Source organism: Streptococcus sp. 5004, from assembly GCF_013276755.1.
GTDB lineage: Bacteria > Bacillota > Bacilli > Lactobacillales > Streptococcaceae > Streptococcus.
The window spans coordinates 1-17353 of sequence record NZ_VMLP01000036.1 but is presented as its reverse complement, the minus strand read 5'-3'; the positions used below and the strand labels follow the sequence as shown (position 1 = coordinate 17353).

Genomic DNA, 17353 nt, shown 5'->3' with positions numbered 1-17353 from the left:
AAGGTCATAAATGTCACTAATTTCAACAACTTATCTACTAATAAGTACTCAATTAGTATAAAAAGGAACTCGATACGAACTCAATCTAAGGGAAAAACATAATAACTCTTTAAATGATAAAACGCATAATATCAAGTTTTTAAACACCTGATATCATGCGTTTTTATGATTTCGAAAACTTTCTCTCGGTCTTTTTAACTAGTGACATTTTTGTCACTTTTTTATTTTCTAATGTTTATTTTTAAAAAAATCCTGGAGGTCATATTGCCATTGTTTTTCTAGCTGTTCTATCAAATGACTATTATCAATCATTCTAGCAAATATTTTTGCTTCTTGAAAATAATTTTCAGCTACTGGATAATCTTTTTTTACAAATAATGAATAGCGCCACTCCCATAGTCGAATAATTGGTTTTTTCTGATAGTCGTATGACTTTGAGGTAATTTCATTTAATTTATAGAGAATATCTTCAAATTGACTGTAATTAGCAATTTTTTCAAATATTCCTAACAACAAAAGTAATGAATCTCTGATTAGAAATGAATATTCAATATCAAACATCTCAACTTGTTGTAAAATTTTATCAGCTATTACTAAGAAGGTATTCACTTCAATCTCATCTATTATCGTATTTTGGTGTACTAATCTTACCAAAAATAGCTTTATGATTAAAATATCGTTAACTTCATATTTTGATTTCAACAAAATGTGATCGAAATACTCTTGTAAAATCATTCCTAAATTGCTATCATCATTCCACCAACCAAAGTCATCATATGCTTGTAAAACATCTATGATAAATCTTTCTTCCTCAGGTAGCCTATCATAATACTCTTCAAAAATCTTATCAAAAACACTCTCTTTCTTTTGGGCGATAGTTTCATCTTCGTATGTAGGAGTCCTCATCAAGAAATACTTCAATTCTAGGTATTCCTTATCCAACTCTATATAACTTGGCATCAACTTGTAATCTTCAACTCCCAAACGCTCAGCGATATATTTTAACTTTGTTAGTGTTGGTCTGGATTCTCCATTTTCAATTCTAATTAATTGACGGATACTTAATTCAGACTCATCACCACAAAATTCTGAACGACTGATTTTTTTAGCCAAACGTAATCTTTTAATTTTTTCGCCAAACTCTCGCAACCTACAAGAACCTCCTGAGTTGTTTACCTCTATTATAGCATATACTGAATCAAACTATCTATCAGATTTCTTCTCACTTTAACTAAAGACTAAGACTTTAATACTTCGTCTCGGTTTTTATATATTTTTCAAGTCACAAAGCCACTACTCCCCAGCAATGCAAGTGCAAAATCCCCTAGAATATGATAGAATAAGAGAAAGAACTCTATCAAGGAGGAAATCATGGAAAAACAAACCATCGCCGTCTTGGGGCCTGGTTCTTGGGGAACTGCCCTTTCACAAGTCTTAAATGACAATGGATACGAGGTACGTATTTGGGGAAACATTCCCGAGCAAATCAATGAAATTAATACCTATCATACTAACAAGCACTACTTTAAAGATGTCGTTCTAGACGAAAATATCATTGCCTACACTGACTTAGCAGAGGCATTAAAAGATGTGGATGCGATTTTGTTTGTCGTCCCAACAAAAGTGACACGACTTGTTGCCCAACAAGTTGCAAAAACCTTAGACCATAAGGCTATCATCATGCACGCATCAAAGGGATTAGAACCTGATAGCCATAAACGATTATCAACTATCCTTGAAGAAGAAATTCCTGAACATCTCCGCAGTGATATCGTCGTTGTTTCAGGCCCTAGTCATGCAGAAGAGACCATTGTACGTGACCTAACTTTAATCACTGCTGCTTCTAAAGATTTACAAACAGCTCAATACGTTCAAGAGCTCTTTAGTAATCACTACTTCCGACTTTATACCAATACGGATGTTATTGGAGTTGAAACTGCTGGTGCTCTTAAAAATATTATTGCTGTCGGTGCTGGAGCTTTACATGGTTTGGGATTTGGTGACAATGCCAAGGCAGCCATCATCGCTCGAGGCTTGGCAGAAATTACTCGCTTAGGGGTAGCACTCGGGGCTAATCCATTGACCTATAGCGGCTTATCTGGTGTGGGAGATTTGATCGTAACGGGAACCTCCGTCCACTCTCGTAACTGGAGAGCTGGAGATGCTCTTGGTCGGGGAGAATCCCTAGCTGATATCGAAGCCAATATGGGCATGGTGATTGAAGGAATTTCAACGACTCGAGCAGCCTATGAACTAGCGCAAGAACTTGGAGTCTATATGCCGATTACACAGGCCATTTACCAAGTCATTTACAACGGAACCAATATCAAAGATGCCATTTATGACATCATGAACAATGAATTTAAAGCAGAAAATGAGTGGTCTTAACTCTCTAAAGAAAGGATTCTTATGACATCAAAAGTTAGAAAAGCAGTTATCCCTGCCGCTGGACTAGGGACTCGATTTTTACCAGCAACCAAGGCTCTTGCCAAAGAAATGTTGCCAATTGTAGACAAACCAACTATCCAGTTTATCGTGGAAGAGGCTCTCAAATCAGGTATTGAAGATATTCTGGTTGTCACTGGTAAATCAAAACGTTCTATTGAGGACCACTTTGACTCAAACTTTGAGCTTGAATACAATCTTAAGGAAAAAGGCAAAACGGATTTGTTAAAATTGGTAGATGAAGCAACTGGTATGCGCCTCCATTTCATTCGCCAAACTCACCCTCGTGGTCTTGGAGACGCTGTCCTACAAGCCAAAGCTTTTGTGGGGAATGAACCCTTCGTTGTTATGCTGGGTGATGACCTTATGGACATCACAGACGAGAATGCCGTTCCTTTGACAAAACAACTGATGAATGATTACGAAAAGACACACGCATCAACCATTGCTGTCATGCCTGTACCACACGAAGACGTTTCAGCATACGGGGTTATCGCTCCTCAAGGTGAAGGAATCAATGGTCTCTATAGCGTTGAAACTTTCGTTGAAAAACCAGCTCCTGAAGATGCACCAAGTGATTTGGCAATCATCGGTCGCTATCTTCTGACACCAGAAATTTTCGACATCCTCGAAAAGCAAGCTCCTGGCGCTGGAAATGAAATCCAGCTTACCGACGCTATTGATACCCTTAATAAAACACAACGTGTTTTCGCCCGTGAATTTACAGGAGCTCGTTACGACGTTGGGGATAAGTTTGGATTTATGAAAACATCTATTGACTACGCCCTCAAACATCCACAAGTCAAAGATGACTTGAAGGATTACCTCATCCAACTTGGAAAAGAATTGGCTGAGAAGGAATAATACTCTTCGAAAATCTCTTCAAACCACGTCAGCGTCGCCTTACCGTATATATGGTTACTGACTTCGTCAGTCTTATCTGCAACCTCAAAACAGTGTTTTGAGCTGACTTCGTCAATTCTATCTACAACCTCAAAGCAGTGCTTTGAGCAACCTGCTGCTAGTTTCCTAGTTTGCTTTTTGATTTTCATTGAGTATAAAATAAAAAGATAAGGTTCAAAAAATGCCTTATCTTTTTTCATTACACAACTATTATTATAAGCTCGTCACATTCCCATTCCCTTGTAGAGAAGTAAGACTGCGAGTCCTACGAACAACACTAACGCTACCAGTCTCTGACTAGCGCCATACATCCGTCTTTCTCCTCTAACTGGAAAGATAACTGCTAGAAATGCGCCACCAACTGCACCTCCGATATGACCTGCTAGACTGATTCCTGGAATCAGAACACTTCCAATAATGTTAATCACAAAAAGTGTCAGATAAGATTGCCCCAACTGCTGGATATAAGGATTACGCGTTGCATAGCGAAGAACAATAATCGCAGCAAATAGCCCATAGAGAGAAGTAGAAGCTCCTGCTGCTAAGGATTTTGGACTAAATACAAAAACAAAGAGATTGCCCATCATTCCAGATAAGAGATAGAGAAAGCAAAACTTCTTGGATCCGAAAATCTCCTCTACTTGCCTACCAAGATAATAGAGCGAAAGCATATTAACAATGAAATGCTCCCACCCAATATGAACAAAAATAGCAGAGAAGAGACGCCAAACCTGCTCGGGAAAGAGCCGAATAACAGGCCCATACATAGCTCCAAATCGAAATAGGGTATCTGCCCTGTAAAAGTTTCCTCCTGTGGTCACCAACATTAGTAGAAATACCAAGGTCGTCACTAAGAGGAAGAAACTCGTCACAGGGTAACGCCTATCAAAGATTTCTTTCATCAATCAGAACCTCCTGAACAGGAATATCATGCTTTTCAGGGATAAAGTCCTGAACTTGATAATGATAAACCGTACTCAAAGTATGACCAGTAAACTGTTCCAGATAGCGGTCATAATAACCTCCGCCATAGCCAATTCGATAACCCTTTGTCGTAAAAGCCAGCCCCGGAACATGAATCAAATCAATCTTAGAGGCATCCAATACTTCCAAATCTCCCTGTGGTTCCAGTAAGCCAAAGGAAGTTTTTACCAACTGCTGCGGATCATAGACCACAAAGTCCATGTGCCCCTTGGGATAGGTTTTGGGTATCAGAACCTTCTTGCCATCCTTCAGCGCCTGCTCAATCAATCCCTGCGTTTGAAACTCATGAGGAAAAGAGAGATAGGTTGCAATAACCTTGGCTTCTTGGTAAAAGGGGTGTTGTAACAATCGCTCGGTTAAAGCTTGCTCTATAGCCTGTTTTTGCTCTTGAGATATAGTCTTCATTTCTTGCAAGACTTGCTTGCGTAATTCTGCTTTCATAGACAATTCCTCTACTCTGCTGCCTTCTTTTTCAGGAAACTAGAGACCGCATCCACCCCAATAGATAAAGCCTCTTCCTTAGGACTCATTTGAGGGTGATGAAGAGCGTAGGGACTATCGATACCTAGCCAAAACATAACACCATCAACCTTTGAAAGAAGATAACCAAAGTCTTCACCTGTCATAGCAGGCTCGATATCAATCAGCTCGATTCCGTCTTTTTCTTCAAAGAAATCCATCAGTTCACGCGCCAAGGCTGGATTGTTCTCAACAGGTAGGTATCCACCTTGCTTGAGTTCCACTTCAACTTCCATATCAAAGGCAGCTGCAACTCCTTCTGCAACTGTTTTGACCCGCTTTTGCACCAAGAGGCTCATATCCTGAGTTAAGGCACGAATAGTTCCATGTAAAAAGGCTGTGTCTGTGATGACATTGTTGGTTGTTCCAGCCTGAAAAACGCCAAAGGTCACCACTGCTCCCTCGATTGGGTTGACATTGCGGCTGACAACTGACTGCACTTGGGTTACAAAGTAACTAGCCGCCACCAAAGCGTCATTGGCTTCATGCGGAAAGGCTGCGTGGCCACCTTTGCCTTTGAAACGAATCTTCACCTCACAAGTCCCTGCAAAAAGTGTATGAGTATTGGTCGCAATCTGGCCAACTTTCAGATCTGGACGGACATGGAGGCCATAAAACTGGTCTGGCAACCAGTCTCCAAAAGCGCCATCCTCATACATGAGCATGCCACCAGCTTCATTTTCTTCAGCAGGCTGAAATAGGAAGAGTAGATTGTTCTTTGGTTGCTCCTCAAGGACGCGCTCGAGACATCCCAAAGCAATGGTCATGTGGAAATCATGTCCACAAGCGTGCATACGACCTTGGTGCTGAGAGGCGAAAGACAGGTCTGTTTGTTCTACGATAGGCAGGCCATCAATATCTGTTCGCCAACCAATGGTCCGATCTGGCTGACTTCCCTGCAAATAGACCAAAATCCCTGTCCGCCAAGTTCGAACTTTGACAAAATCCTTGCCCGCAGTCAATTTCTCAATCACATCCAGCAGATAAGCCTGAGTCTTGAACTCCTCCAAGCCAATCTCTGGAATCTGGTGCAAATCTCGTCTAGTCTGAATCAAATCTAACATCTATCTATCCTCCGATATAGCAGAAAGAGGCTGGAAGAAGGGTTCCGCCTCTATTTTTCTTTTACAATTACAAGGTACGAAGCGCATCTTCTAGCGCTGTTTTTTGTTGGGTTTGGGCATCAATCTCTTTGATGATACGAGCTGGAACACCTGCTACTACCACGTTTTCTGGAACATCTTGGGTAACAATAGCTCCTGCTGCGACAACTGAACCACTACCGATTTGGACCCCTTCGATAACCACTGCATTAGCGCCGATAAGAACATTATCTCCAACACGGACTGGTTCTGCGCTAGCTGGCTCAATCACACCTGCAAGAACGGCACCTGCACCAACGTGACTGTTTTTCCCAACGATAGCACGGCCACCAAGGATAGCACCCATGTCAATCATGGTTCCTGCACCAATTTCAGCACCGATATTGATAACCGCTCCCATCATGATAACAGCATTGTCACCAATTTCAACCTGATCACGGATAATAGCACCTGGCTCGATACGAGCATTGATAGCACGTTTATCTAGCAAGGGAACTGCAGAATTACGAGCGTCTTGCTCAACAACATAGTCTTGATTTTCTACCAAACCATCGAGAAGAGGAGCAACATCCTTCCAGTCTCCAAATAGGACATTCCCTAGTTTGACAACAGAGCTTGGTACAGCAGTTGCAAGTTGTCCGTCAAAGGTTACTTTAACACTGGTTTTCTTTTCAGCATTGGCGATAAATTGGATAATTTCTTGAGCGTTCATTTTTGTGGCAGTCATAGGCGCCTCCTAGTTCATTTTAATGATACCTATTCTACCAAAAAAGGCCTCAAATTTGAAGCCTTTTTGTTTGTTTTTAGGTATGATTTTTAGGGATGTGAGATAAAACGTGCTGTCGGTAAAAGCAAGCCCCTACCGATACAACCTAAAAACACTCTTCACAACTATCTCCCCGTGTTTTATTGACCATTCTAGTATAGCACACTTTTAGAATTAAGAAAAGACTTTTTATCTACTTTCTTTCGCTTCTTCTATAGACAAAAATATCATGGGTAAAATAATCAAGGCCATCGCTAGAAGAAGGGACCAATCCACTACCAATCCTAAGAACAAAACACTCAAAAGGGCAGAAGAGAGAGGTTCACTGGCACTGATAACGGAAACCACCAAAGGAGAAACCAAGGACACAGCCTTCATGGAAATAAAAAAAGCAAAAGCCGTCCCAAAGAAAGCGATAATGAGGCAAATCAAGATACTCCAAATATCAAGAGTAAAGGACAGCTTGTAAACCGGCGAGAGGACATTGCTAAATAAACCGGCCAAAATCATCCCCCACCCAACCGTGGGTACAAAACCATAGCGCTTCGCGAAAGGTTGGGGTAAGATAACATTAAACATAACCCCCATGGCACTCAGCAGACCTGTTATAAGGGCCAGTGGCGTCATGGATAACTGAGAGAGATCGCCCTTTGTCGCCATCAAGCAAACACCCAGCATGGCAACCAAAACATAAAAAATAGCGCTTTTTGACGCTCGTTTTTGATAAACCAAGCGATTGTAAAAGAGGATAAAGACAGGGCTAATAAACTGTAAAATAGTCGCTGTCGCTGCATTTGAGTATTCTACACAGAGATAGAAAAAATATTGGACTGAAAAAATCCCCAAAATAGCATAGGCCAAAAAGGGCAGGTAATTTTTCTTATCTCGCCAAATATCAAACACTTGCGATTTTAATTGCATCGCAGACCAAATGAGTACAAGACTTCCTGCCAGTGTCAAACGCATAGAGGTAATCCAGCCCGAAGACACCTGGTAATGAGTAAAGAAGTACTCTCCTAAAATCCCACAGATTCCCCAGATTAAGCCGGATAGGAGCGAATAAATGGTTCCTTTAACAATCTTTTTCTGATACTGATTCATACCTTTATTGTAACACGAAAGGAAAAAAGAAAAAAGTGGCAATCCATTGATTAGCCACTTCATTTAGCACAGTTTATAGAACTTATCGTCTCGCCCTTGAAGAAGAAGGTCGTGTAGTACTCGAGTTACTGCTATCGCTAGAACTACTACTTGAACTACTTGAACTGCTGGAGCTTGATGGAGTTGGCAATGTACTAACGATACTTGACCAAGCGTTTTGATAATCTGATTCGCTTCCTCCAATGGCAAAGTGATAGCTTGTCGTAGGAGCTCCCGCCTTATTAGCCCAATAGCTGGTAACAGTCGAACCTGTGACCTCTACCTCTTTTCCTTCAACAGAAACCTTCCCTGGTTTTTGACCTGTTGATTTCAAGACTTCGGATTTTACGACACTAGGATCTAAAGCGAAGCGCTCGTTCCCCCAAATGCTTGGGGAGGCTTGCTGAATCGCATTTACCAGATGAGCCATGTAATTAGAGTTATTGGAATAACCTGCTCTACGTGACAATGAATGATTATCATCATGCCCAATCCAGCCACCTAGGGTTAATCTAGGTGTCGAAAGCATGAGCCACATATTTTCGTCTTGGTTGGTTGTACCAGTCTTCCCAATCCAATCTGCATTAGCCAGAGTAGGATTTAAAACAGTCAGATTCGTCTTGAAGGTTGTTGTCACACGAGAGGATAGAACTTCTCGCAGCAAGCCCTGCATAATTGTCGCAGTAGCTTTTGAATAGACTTGAACTGGTTTATCCTGATACTCATACACCACTCTACCATCTGCTGCTTCAATCTTTGAAATCACATGCTTCTGATGATAAACTCCATTATTAGCCAAGGTCTGATAGCCATTGGTATGCTGGGCAACTGTGACTTCAATACCACCACCCATTGGCAGGCTCTCAATACCGTACTCAGGAATCTCGTAGCCCATCTTTTCCATATAACCCTTGACATCAACACCCTTTTCACGAAGCATACGATAGGTCCAGTAAGCAGGGATATTCCATGAATAGTTCAGAGCTTCTCCCAAGGTCATCATTCCTGTTCCCTTGCTATTAGCATACATAATCGGATTGCCATTAGCAAAGTTTGTTGGATAGTTAGATAGAATCGTTTCACTTCCCATCAAGCCCTGGTCAATAGCAATACCGTAGGCCAGCAAGGGCTTGGTAGTAGAAGCTGGCGAACGTTTGGTATCAAAGGCATGATTATTTTGATTTTCTTGATAATTACGACCACCTACAAAGCCTAGAATAGCACCTGTTTGGTTGTCCATCAAGACATTCCCTACTTCTACACGACCTGTTCCATCGTCTAAAAGATAGCCATAATCAGCAACCGCATTTTGCATGGCAGAATGAATTTTCTGGTCTATGGTAGTAGTAATCTTATAACCACCATTTTCAATTTCCTTGGATGCCAAATCGCGATAAAACTTCTGAGTTGCCTCATTTTTCAACTCCTTGGCGGAGACATTGTCTCTCTGAGCTAGATAATCATACATACGTTCTTGAGCTTCTGCCAAAGTTGTAAAGTATAAATAGTCTCGTGAAATTCCTGTGACCGTGCCCGATGGTAAAAAGTCCTGTTTAAGGTCATAATCCTTGTACTGAGAATACTCGTCTTTGCTTAAGGCACCTGTACGATACATACTGTAAAGAACTGCCTTAGCCCGTCTTAAGCCAATTTCTAGGTCTTCATCACTCTTCAACTCTCCAGTATTTTCATAAGGAGAGTAAGTAATGGGACTCTGTGGAAGTCCTGCTAAAAATGCTGCTTGAGGAACCGTCAACTGACTGGCATCTACACCGAAGATCCCCTCAGCTGCCTGCTGAGCTCCTGCAATATTCTGTCCCTTATTATTTCGGCCAAAGGGAGCCACATTGAGATAGGTCGTTAAAATCTCATCCTTATTCATGGCGCGTTCCAAGGCAAGAGCATCCACAATTTCTGTCGCCTTACGAGCCAAAGTCGGTGCATCCCCAACCACCTGCTGTTTAATCAGTTGCTGGGTCAAGGTTGAACCCCCATTTGAGGAACCCAAACCTACAAATTTCCCCAAGGTCGCACGAATCACCGCCTTGGGTACTACACCCTTATGTTCTTTAAAGTGTTCATCTTCTGTCGCAATAATAGCCTTCTTCAGATTTTCCGAAATTTGCTCAGATGAGATAGAAGTGCGCAACAAATCACTCTCTATGGAAGCAATTACCGTCCCATCCGCATAGGTAATCTCTGAAATAGAAGAGATGTCCTTGACCTGATTCACCAATTCTTCTGTCTGAGGCACCCGAACCTTGTCAAATAAGGCCACTCCGTACCCCAAAGCAATCCCAGCTCCCAACATTCCTCCTAGAAAACCGAGCACAAAGAGTAAGTTAAATAAGGCTTTTATACTCAGTAAAATAGCTGGAAAAATGGCTGGCTTCTCTAAGGATTTAGATTTTTGGACACTTGAACCTTTCTTGCCAGGGCTAGCTGATTTTTTATTTTTTTGTTTTTGCTGGAAAAATTCCAGCATTTTTCGTTTTAATTCATTTAATTGATTTTGCATGGATTTCCTCACTTTATCTATTATACCACAAAAGGGAAACTTTCAATAAAATAGCCACTTTCTTCCCTATTCTGCTAGGCTATTGCCCAAGTTTGTGATACAATAGTTAGAAACAATAATTTTAAAAAGGAGAAAAGACACATGCACATTTTTGATGAGCTAAAAGAGCGTGGTTTGATATTTCAAACGACTGATGAAGAAGCTTTGCGTAAAGCCCTAGAAGAAGGTCAAGTTTCTTATTATACTGGCTACGATCCAACTGCTGACAGCCTTCACCTAGGCCACCTTGTCGCAATCTTGACAAGTCGTCGCCTGCAATTAGCAGGTCACAAACCTTATGCGCTCGTTGGCGGTGCTACAGGTCTCATCGGAGATCCGTCCTTCAAAGATGCTGAACGTAGTCTCCAAACAAAAGACACAGTAAATGGCTGGGTCAAGTCTATCCAAGGACAACTTTCTCGTTTTCTTGACTTTGAAAATGGCGAAAATAAAGCTGTCATGGTCAACAACTACGACTGGTTTGGCAGCATCAGCTTCATTGACTTCCTCCGTGACATTGGAAAATACTTCACGGTCAACTACATGATGAGTAAGGAATCTGTTAAAAAACGGATTGAAACAGGGATTTCTTACACTGAGTTCGCTTACCAAATCATGCAAGGTTACGACTTCTTCGTCCTTAACCAAGACCACAACGTAACGCTACAAATCGGTGGTTCTGACCAGTGGGGAAATATGACAGCTGGTACTGAATTGCTTCGTCGTAAAGCTGACAAGACTGGCCACGTTATAACTGTTCCACTGATCACAGATGCAACTGGTAAGAAATTTGGTAAATCAGAAGGAAACGCAGTCTGGCTCAATCCTGAAAAGACTTCTCCATACGAAATGTACCAATTTTGGATGAACGTGATGGACGCAGACGCTGTTCGCTTCTTGAAAATCTTTACTTTCTTGTCACTTGATGAGATTGAAGACATCCGTAAACAATTTGAAGCAGCTCCACACGAACGCTTGGCTCAAAAAATCTTGGCTCGTGAAGTTGTTACACTTGTTCACGGAGAAGAAGCTTACAAAGAAGCCCTCAACATCACTGAGCAACTCTTTGCAGGAAACATCAAAAATCTTTCTGTTAAAGAACTCAAACAAGGACTTCGTGGTGTACCAAACTACCAAGTACAGGCAGACGAAAACCACAATATCGTAGAACTGCTCGTGTCATCTGGTGTGGTTAACTCAAAACGCCAAGCCCGTGAAGACGTCCAAAACGGAGCTATCTACGTCAACGGCGACCGCATCCAAGACCTTGACTATGTCTTGAGTGACGCAGATAAGTTAGAGAACGAACTGACTGTTATCCGTCGTGGGAAGAAAAAATACTTTGTATTGACTTACTAAACTATTCAACATTTATCTATAAATAAAGGAGTTAACCTCAAGAAAGGTAACTCCTTTTTGCTGTTAATAACTCTCATCTATCTAGCCTTAATAGACAGGCTACGCAGGACTATACGTAAGGTTGTTAGATTATGTAAGATAGAAAGATTTGAAGGGCTGAGCCAGTTAAACAAGCCGAAGCCAATCAAACTACTATTTACGACAACGGTATCTTGAATATTCTTCTTGATGAGTGTTTGCAAAGATGATGATAGCCAATCCAACTCTTGGAAGAAATCCAAGCGATTATCTAACAATAATATATCACTCATCTGCTTAGAAATATCTGCACTCTCATTCATCACCACACCGATATCTGATAGGGTTAGAGCCGCTGAGTCGTTCAACCCATCCCCAACCATCAAAATAGTGTGACCTGCTTTCTGCAGTTCCTCTACTAACTCAAATTTCCCATCAGGTTTCAAATCTGTATAAACCTGATCAAAGGGCAAATCTTTGACTAATTCCTCTGTCCTAACCAAGGTGTCCCCTGTTGCCAGAATCAATTTTTTCCCTTGTGCCTTAAGTTTCTCCAAGGCTGCTTTTGCTTCTTTTCTCAAAGGAGTATGAATGCAGAACATTCCAATCAATTCATTCTGATAAGCCAAGAATAAGAGATTGTAGTGACTCTTGTACTCTTCAATTAAAGCATTTTGTTCTGAACTGATATGAATTTGCTCATCCTGCATCAAAACATAATTCCCAATAAGAACTGGTTGCCCATCGATATGGGATTTGATTCCCTTACTTGCGATATATTGGAGTTTCCCATGCATTTCCTCATGTTCAATTCCCTCTATCTCGGCTTGCTTGACGATGGCATTAGCAATAGGATGATAAATGTGTTCCTCAAGACAGGCACTGATTCTGAGAATATCTTCCTCACTATAGTCCCCAAAAGGTAACACCTTTTCAACTATCGGATAGCTAGTTGTGATTGTTCCCGTCTTATCAAACAAGAAAGTATCAACTTCCAGATATTTCTCCAGAACATCCCCATCCTTAATCACCATTTCACGATTCAACCCCTCCTTGATAGCTGTCAAATAAGCTACAGGAGTAGAGATTTTCAAAGCGCAGGAGAAATCGACCAATAGGAAAGAAATAGCCTTCGAAAAAGAACCTGTCAATAGGTAAGTCAGCCCAGCCCCCAAGAAATTATATTTGACGACCTTGTCCGCCATCTTGATGAAATAGCGTTGTTTCGTTTTCTTGTTTTCTTCAGATTTCTTCATCAACTCAATCAGCTGTAAAATACGGCTGTTCATCTGATTATCGGTTACACGAATGCGTAGCTCCCCAGTCTCCAAGACTGTGTTTGCACAAACCGAATCAGACTCTCTTTTTTCAACTGGAAAACTCTCTCCCGTCAAGGAACTTTCGTTGACCATACCTAAACCTGAAACTACTTGTCCATCAAACAGAATTTCATTTCCTTGAGATAGGACCAAGACATCTCCTATTTGAACGTCGGAACTCTTGATACTAACGACCGTATCGCCCTGTACTAAGAATACATCGCTCTCTTTTGCAAGAAGACTCTGTTCTAAATCTGTTGCAGTTTTTTTCAAGGACCACTGATCTAAATGATTCCCCAAATCAAGCATAAACATGATATTGCTAGCTGTCTTAGATTGGTTCATAAACAAGGACAATAAAATCGCCGAACAGTCCAAGACCTCCATCGTTAGTTCCTTACGCGCTAGTGTTTGATAGGCTTCTCTAATATAACCAAAAGCCTGATAACAAGTCCATATATAGCGAATAGGATACGGCACAAAACTACGAAAAAGTACACGCTTAACCGCTGCACCTGAAACAATAGAATAAGCACTCTCTTCTCTACGAATGGGAAGAGTCATCAACTCAGAAACTTTCCCTTTATCAATTCTTTTTAAAAAGGCTTCTGCATTATCTAATACAGAAAAGCCTTCTTTTATACGTAGAGTAAAGTGCTGTTGATCCATGTAAAACTGGATAGACTCAATCCCCTTTTCATCTCTCGCCAAGGAACGAAGATAGTCTTGAATATCCAAGGTGAGTGAAAAAGAAGATGATAGTCGGATATGTTGGTATCCTCTATGTAGCACTTTAAAAGACATATTATTCTCCTATAAGGCTATCTAATTGCTCTTCTTTTTTCTCTTGCTCGTACAAATATTTGGCATCTTGCAAGACATCATCTCCATGTTGCTTCACAACAGAAACAGATGCATCTAGCTCGTCTTTCAACTTGTAAGCCTTAGCCAAAGCTTTAGAATAACCTTTTTTAGCTTCCTTACTTGCCAAGATTTTCAAACCAAGGGTACCAAATGCAACACCACCTAAAAAGAGTGATGATTTTTTCGCAACTTTTGCGACGGTCAATACTTCTTTTAACATACTTATTTCCTCCTAGATATTATTATATAGCAATTTAGATATAAAAGCAATTTTATTCTATAAATTGGAGAATTAGTTTTATTTCTACTGAATCTCCCATCTACTTATTCCTAAAGTTGCTTTCATTTGCCTCTTTTGATACACTTAAACTATGAATACAAATCTCAAACCTAAACTCCAGCGCTTCGCTTCTGCGACTGCCTTTGCCTGTCCTATCTGCCAAGAAAATCTGACTCTGGTAGAGAGCAGTCTCAAATGTAGCAATCGTCATTCTTTTGACTTGGCTAAATTTGGCTATGTCAATCTGGCACCTCAAATTAAGCAATCTGCTAACTACGACAAGGAAAACTTTCAAAACCGTCAACAAATCCTAGAAGCTGGCTTTTACCAAGCTATTTTAGATGCTGTATCTGACTTGTTAGCAAATTCAGAAACTAGCACCACAATCTTGGATATTGGTTGTGGCGAAGGTTTCTACTCTCGAAAACTCCAAGAAAGTCACTCTGAAAAAACTTTCTATGCCTTTGATATTTCCAAAGATTCCGTCCAAATCGCTGCCAAGAGTGAACCAAACTGGGCAGTCAATTGGTTCGTTGGCGACTTGGCACGACTTCCTATAAAAGACGCTAGCATGGACATTCTGCTTGATATCTTCTCACCTGCCAACTATGGAGAATTTCGTCGCGTTTTATCCAAAGACGGTATCTTGATAAAGGTTATTCCAACCGAAAATCACCTCAAGGAAATCCGTCAAAGGGTACAGAACCAGCTGACAAACAAGGATTATTCTAATCAAGGTATCAAAAATCATTTCCAAGAACACTTTACCATCCTATCTAGTCAAACTGCCTCTCTGACTAAGACTATCACATCAGAGCAACTTCAAGCCCTACTCAGCATGACCCCTCTCCTCTTTCACGTTGACCAGAGCAAGATTGACTGGAGCGACTTGACAGAGATTACCATTGAAGCAGAGATTTTGGTTGGGAAAGCATTCTAAACTAGACTTCCCAAAGGTATAAAACTTACCGAAAATCTCCAATATTACAAAAACGCATAAGAACAGGTACTCAAAAACCTTAATCTTATGCGTTTTGTTATGCAAAAATCACTGGAGTTTCTATATACATTAAGTGGAAATCTTTGAAACCAGTTCTTTTAATAACCATTGAATACCATATATTACATTTACCCCAAATATGATATAGGCCGTATAAATCAAGTATTTCGATTTCTCCCGCCTCAAAGAATAGATCTTGTACAAGATAAACAAATTTAAAATAATAAATAACAGAGACAAAATCTTCCCTCCAAAATCAATCCTAAAGGTACACAGTCAAGCATAGCCCTAAACTTTATTTTCGATTCGAGATAACAAACTTATCAATAAATAGTAAATGATATAAGGCAAGTGTAATTCCCAATAAGCACCCATGATAAGAGATTTCTTGATGGGTAAGGGGGAAAAGAGTATTATTACCCGTCAAGAGGCAGGTCAAAATAACAAATAAAATCCAAAATAAATCAGTCCATTTATATTTTGAAAAATATTTTTTAACATAATAGCACATTTTTCTTGACTACAATAACATTATATGATAAAATGTAAGCGAATACAAATAAAAAGAAATTGCCTTATTCAATTAATATTCCTATAAGAAAGCAGATGATTCCAATGTACAAACTATAATTATCAACCCTTAATATCCAACTTAGTTATGAAAGAATGGTAGGTGATCATTATCATGAAAAAAATACTAATTACTCTATTATTTAGTTGTTTAGCATTGTTTTATTTGCCTATTTCTGTAAACGCCGATACCACTAATGACCTTGTTATAAAATTCAACGAACTGCAATTTACTGTTGAGGATTATAATATCCCTAATCCAGAAGTAGTATATTCGAAATCAGGATTCAACGAAGTTGCAACTGTTATTGATAGTGATACTGGAAAGGTTGTTGAAACTATTGAATTTATTCCAGATCTCTCTCGATCTACAGTTACTTCACACACATTAAAAAGAAGTGCAACATTTGCTAGAACTACAGTTCAATTAAGCGTAAATATTGAGCTATATAATGAGGGTTCTTTCCGTCAGATTAACTCAATTCACGGTTATTACTTAGGAATAACAAATTCTATTACAAACACATCTATTGAAGACAAAACTATTGATGTTTGGTCTACAAATGGATTCCCTACAACAAAAATAAAGTATGCTTATAATGGCACTTTAACAGCAGTTATAGAAAGTAGTGGTTCAGCTTCAGTTAAAGCAGAGTTGTTAGGAGCTGGATTTACATTTGGAGGTACTATATCAGGCAAATCTTATTATAGAGTCCCATTTAATCAAAACGGAACTATTAGTCTATACAACTATTAGTCTATACTAACTTAGGAGATAATCGATATTATGAATGAAAAAAAACATACATATTTTATTTGTGCAAGTATTATTATTTCATCTATAATTTTAGGACTCTTTATTTATAAAGGAATTTATGACGGATTTGACGTTTTGGGTCAATTTACAAACGATGGCCTCAGGGTAATTAGTACTAATATTAGTACTGTTGGTAATAATATTAGTAATAATAGGTAGTTAATAGTAATAGAATTCAAACAAAAAACGGTAATTTTGAACTGCACCCCAAAAGTTAGACAGAAAAAATCTAACTTTTGGGGTATTTTTATTATGAAATTAACTTATGATGATAAAGTTCAGATCTATGAACTTAGAAAACAAGGATATAGCTTAGAGAAGCTTTCAAATAAATTTGGGATAAACAATTCTAATATTAGGTACATGATTAAATTGATTGATCGTTATGGAATAGAGTTCGTCAAAAAAGGAAAAAATCGTTACTATTCTCCTGATTTAAAACAAGAAATGATTCATAAAGTCTTACATGAAGGCTGGACTAAAGATAGAGTTTCTCTTGAATACGGCCTCCCAAGTCGTACGATACTTCTTAATTGGCTAGCGCAATACAAGAAAAACGGGTATACTATTGTTGAGAAAACAAAAGGGAGAGTACCTAAAATGGGACGTAAACCAAAGAAGAAACCCGAAGAGATGACAGAGTTAGAACGCCTTCAAGCAGAAAATGAGTACCTGAGAGTGGAGAATGCCATCCTAAAAAAGTTAAGAG

At 39.6% G+C, this 17353-nt stretch carries 17 protein-coding genes; 6 read left to right on the top strand and 11 right to left on the bottom strand.

Annotated elements, in window-relative coordinates; genetic code table 11:
- Positions 1-228: 228 nt before the first annotated feature.
- Positions 229-1149, bottom strand: coding sequence for an XRE family transcriptional regulator (locus HT685_RS09765; RefSeq protein WP_173226896.1), 921 nt, complete (start codon positions 1147-1149; stop codon positions 229-231).
- Positions 1150-1371: 222 nt separating this feature from the next.
- On the opposite strand from HT685_RS09765, the gene HT685_RS09760 reads away from it, so the two are divergent.
- A complete protein-coding gene (locus tag HT685_RS09760; protein WP_173226898.1) occupies positions 1372-2388 on the top strand; it encodes an NAD(P)H-dependent glycerol-3-phosphate dehydrogenase in 1017 nt (338 codons plus the stop codon).
- A 21-nt stretch (positions 2389-2409) separates the two neighbouring features.
- Positions 2410-3309, top strand: a complete 900-nt coding sequence (gene galU, locus HT685_RS09755) for a UTP--glucose-1-phosphate uridylyltransferase GalU (RefSeq protein WP_173226900.1) — start codon at positions 2410-2412, stop codon at positions 3307-3309.
- Here the strand turns inward: galU and HT685_RS10245 are convergent.
- The 7 genes from HT685_RS10245 to pbp1b form a co-directional block, all read right to left on the bottom strand.
- Positions 3267-3548 (bottom strand): hypothetical protein, encoded by a 282-nt coding sequence (locus HT685_RS10245; RefSeq protein ID WP_240148761.1) that lies wholly within the window; start codon positions 3546-3548, stop codon positions 3267-3269. The genes galU and HT685_RS10245 overlap by 43 nt on opposite strands.
- Before the next feature lie 24 nt (positions 3549-3572).
- On the bottom strand, positions 3573-4250 hold the full coding sequence (locus tag HT685_RS09745; protein ID WP_050392046.1) for a rhomboid family intramembrane serine protease: 678 nt from the start codon (positions 4248-4250) through the stop codon (positions 3573-3575).
- Positions 4234-4773 (bottom strand): 5-formyltetrahydrofolate cyclo-ligase, encoded by a 540-nt coding sequence (locus HT685_RS09740; protein WP_050392045.1) that lies wholly within the window; start codon positions 4771-4773, stop codon positions 4234-4236. The genes HT685_RS09745 and HT685_RS09740 overlap by 17 nt, the downstream gene beginning before the upstream one ends.
- An 11-nt stretch (positions 4774-4784) precedes the next feature.
- Positions 4785-5915 carry an N-acetyldiaminopimelate deacetylase gene (locus HT685_RS09735; RefSeq protein ID WP_173226901.1) on the bottom strand — a complete coding sequence of 377 codons (1131 nt, stop codon included), beginning with the start codon at positions 5913-5915 and terminating at the stop codon, positions 4785-4787.
- A 67-nt stretch (positions 5916-5982) separates the two neighbouring features.
- Complete coding sequence (gene dapD / locus HT685_RS09730; RefSeq protein WP_173226903.1) at positions 5983-6681, bottom strand: 2,3,4,5-tetrahydropyridine-2,6-dicarboxylate N-acetyltransferase; 699 nt, start codon at positions 6679-6681, stop codon at positions 5983-5985.
- Between the two features lie 228 nt (positions 6682-6909).
- Positions 6910-7821: a DMT family transporter gene (locus tag HT685_RS09725; protein WP_173226905.1), complete on the bottom strand. Its 912-nt coding sequence runs from the start codon at positions 7819-7821 to the stop codon at positions 6910-6912.
- 82 nt (positions 7822-7903) lie between these two features.
- Positions 7904-10378 (bottom strand): penicillin-binding protein PBP1B, encoded by a 2475-nt coding sequence (pbp1b, locus tag HT685_RS09720; RefSeq protein ID WP_173279064.1) that lies wholly within the window; start codon positions 10376-10378, stop codon positions 7904-7906.
- A gap of 141 nt (positions 10379-10519) precedes the next feature.
- On the opposite strand from pbp1b, the gene tyrS reads away from it, so the two are divergent.
- Positions 10520-11776, top strand: a complete 1257-nt coding sequence (gene tyrS / locus HT685_RS09715) for a tyrosine--tRNA ligase (protein ID WP_173226909.1) — start codon at positions 10520-10522, stop codon at positions 11774-11776.
- Positions 11777-11853: 77 nt separating this feature from the next.
- Here tyrS and HT685_RS09710 read toward each other — a convergent pair whose 3' ends face one another.
- Positions 11854-13917 carry a heavy metal translocating P-type ATPase gene (locus HT685_RS09710; protein WP_173226911.1) on the bottom strand — a complete coding sequence of 688 codons (2064 nt, stop codon included), beginning with the start codon at positions 13915-13917 and terminating at the stop codon, positions 11854-11856.
- Position 13918: 1 nt separating this feature from the next.
- The gene (locus tag HT685_RS09705; RefSeq protein ID WP_000910909.1) at positions 13919-14197 is read right to left on the bottom strand and encodes a DUF6110 family protein; all 279 of its coding nucleotides are present in this window, start codon (positions 14195-14197) and stop codon (positions 13919-13921) included.
- 151 nt (positions 14198-14348) lie between these two features.
- Here HT685_RS09705 and HT685_RS09700 point away from each other — a divergent pair, with 151 nt between their 5' ends.
- On the top strand, positions 14349-15197 hold the full coding sequence (locus HT685_RS09700; RefSeq protein ID WP_173226913.1) for a putative RNA methyltransferase: 849 nt from the start codon (positions 14349-14351) through the stop codon (positions 15195-15197).
- Between the two features lie 355 nt (positions 15198-15552).
- Here HT685_RS09700 and HT685_RS10240 read toward each other — a convergent pair whose 3' ends face one another.
- Positions 15553-15768 carry a hypothetical protein gene (locus HT685_RS10240; RefSeq protein WP_049534906.1) on the bottom strand — a complete coding sequence of 72 codons (216 nt, stop codon included), beginning with the start codon at positions 15766-15768 and terminating at the stop codon, positions 15553-15555.
- 174 nt (positions 15769-15942) lie between these two features.
- Here HT685_RS10240 and HT685_RS09695 point away from each other — a divergent pair, with 174 nt between their 5' ends.
- A complete protein-coding gene (locus tag HT685_RS09695) occupies positions 15943-16584 on the top strand; it encodes a hypothetical protein (RefSeq protein ID WP_173226915.1) in 642 nt (213 codons plus the stop codon).
- A 312-nt stretch (positions 16585-16896) separates the two neighbouring features.
- The coding region (locus HT685_RS09690) for a transposase (protein ID WP_173226917.1) at positions 16897-17353 on the top strand (457 nt) is incomplete at its 3' end.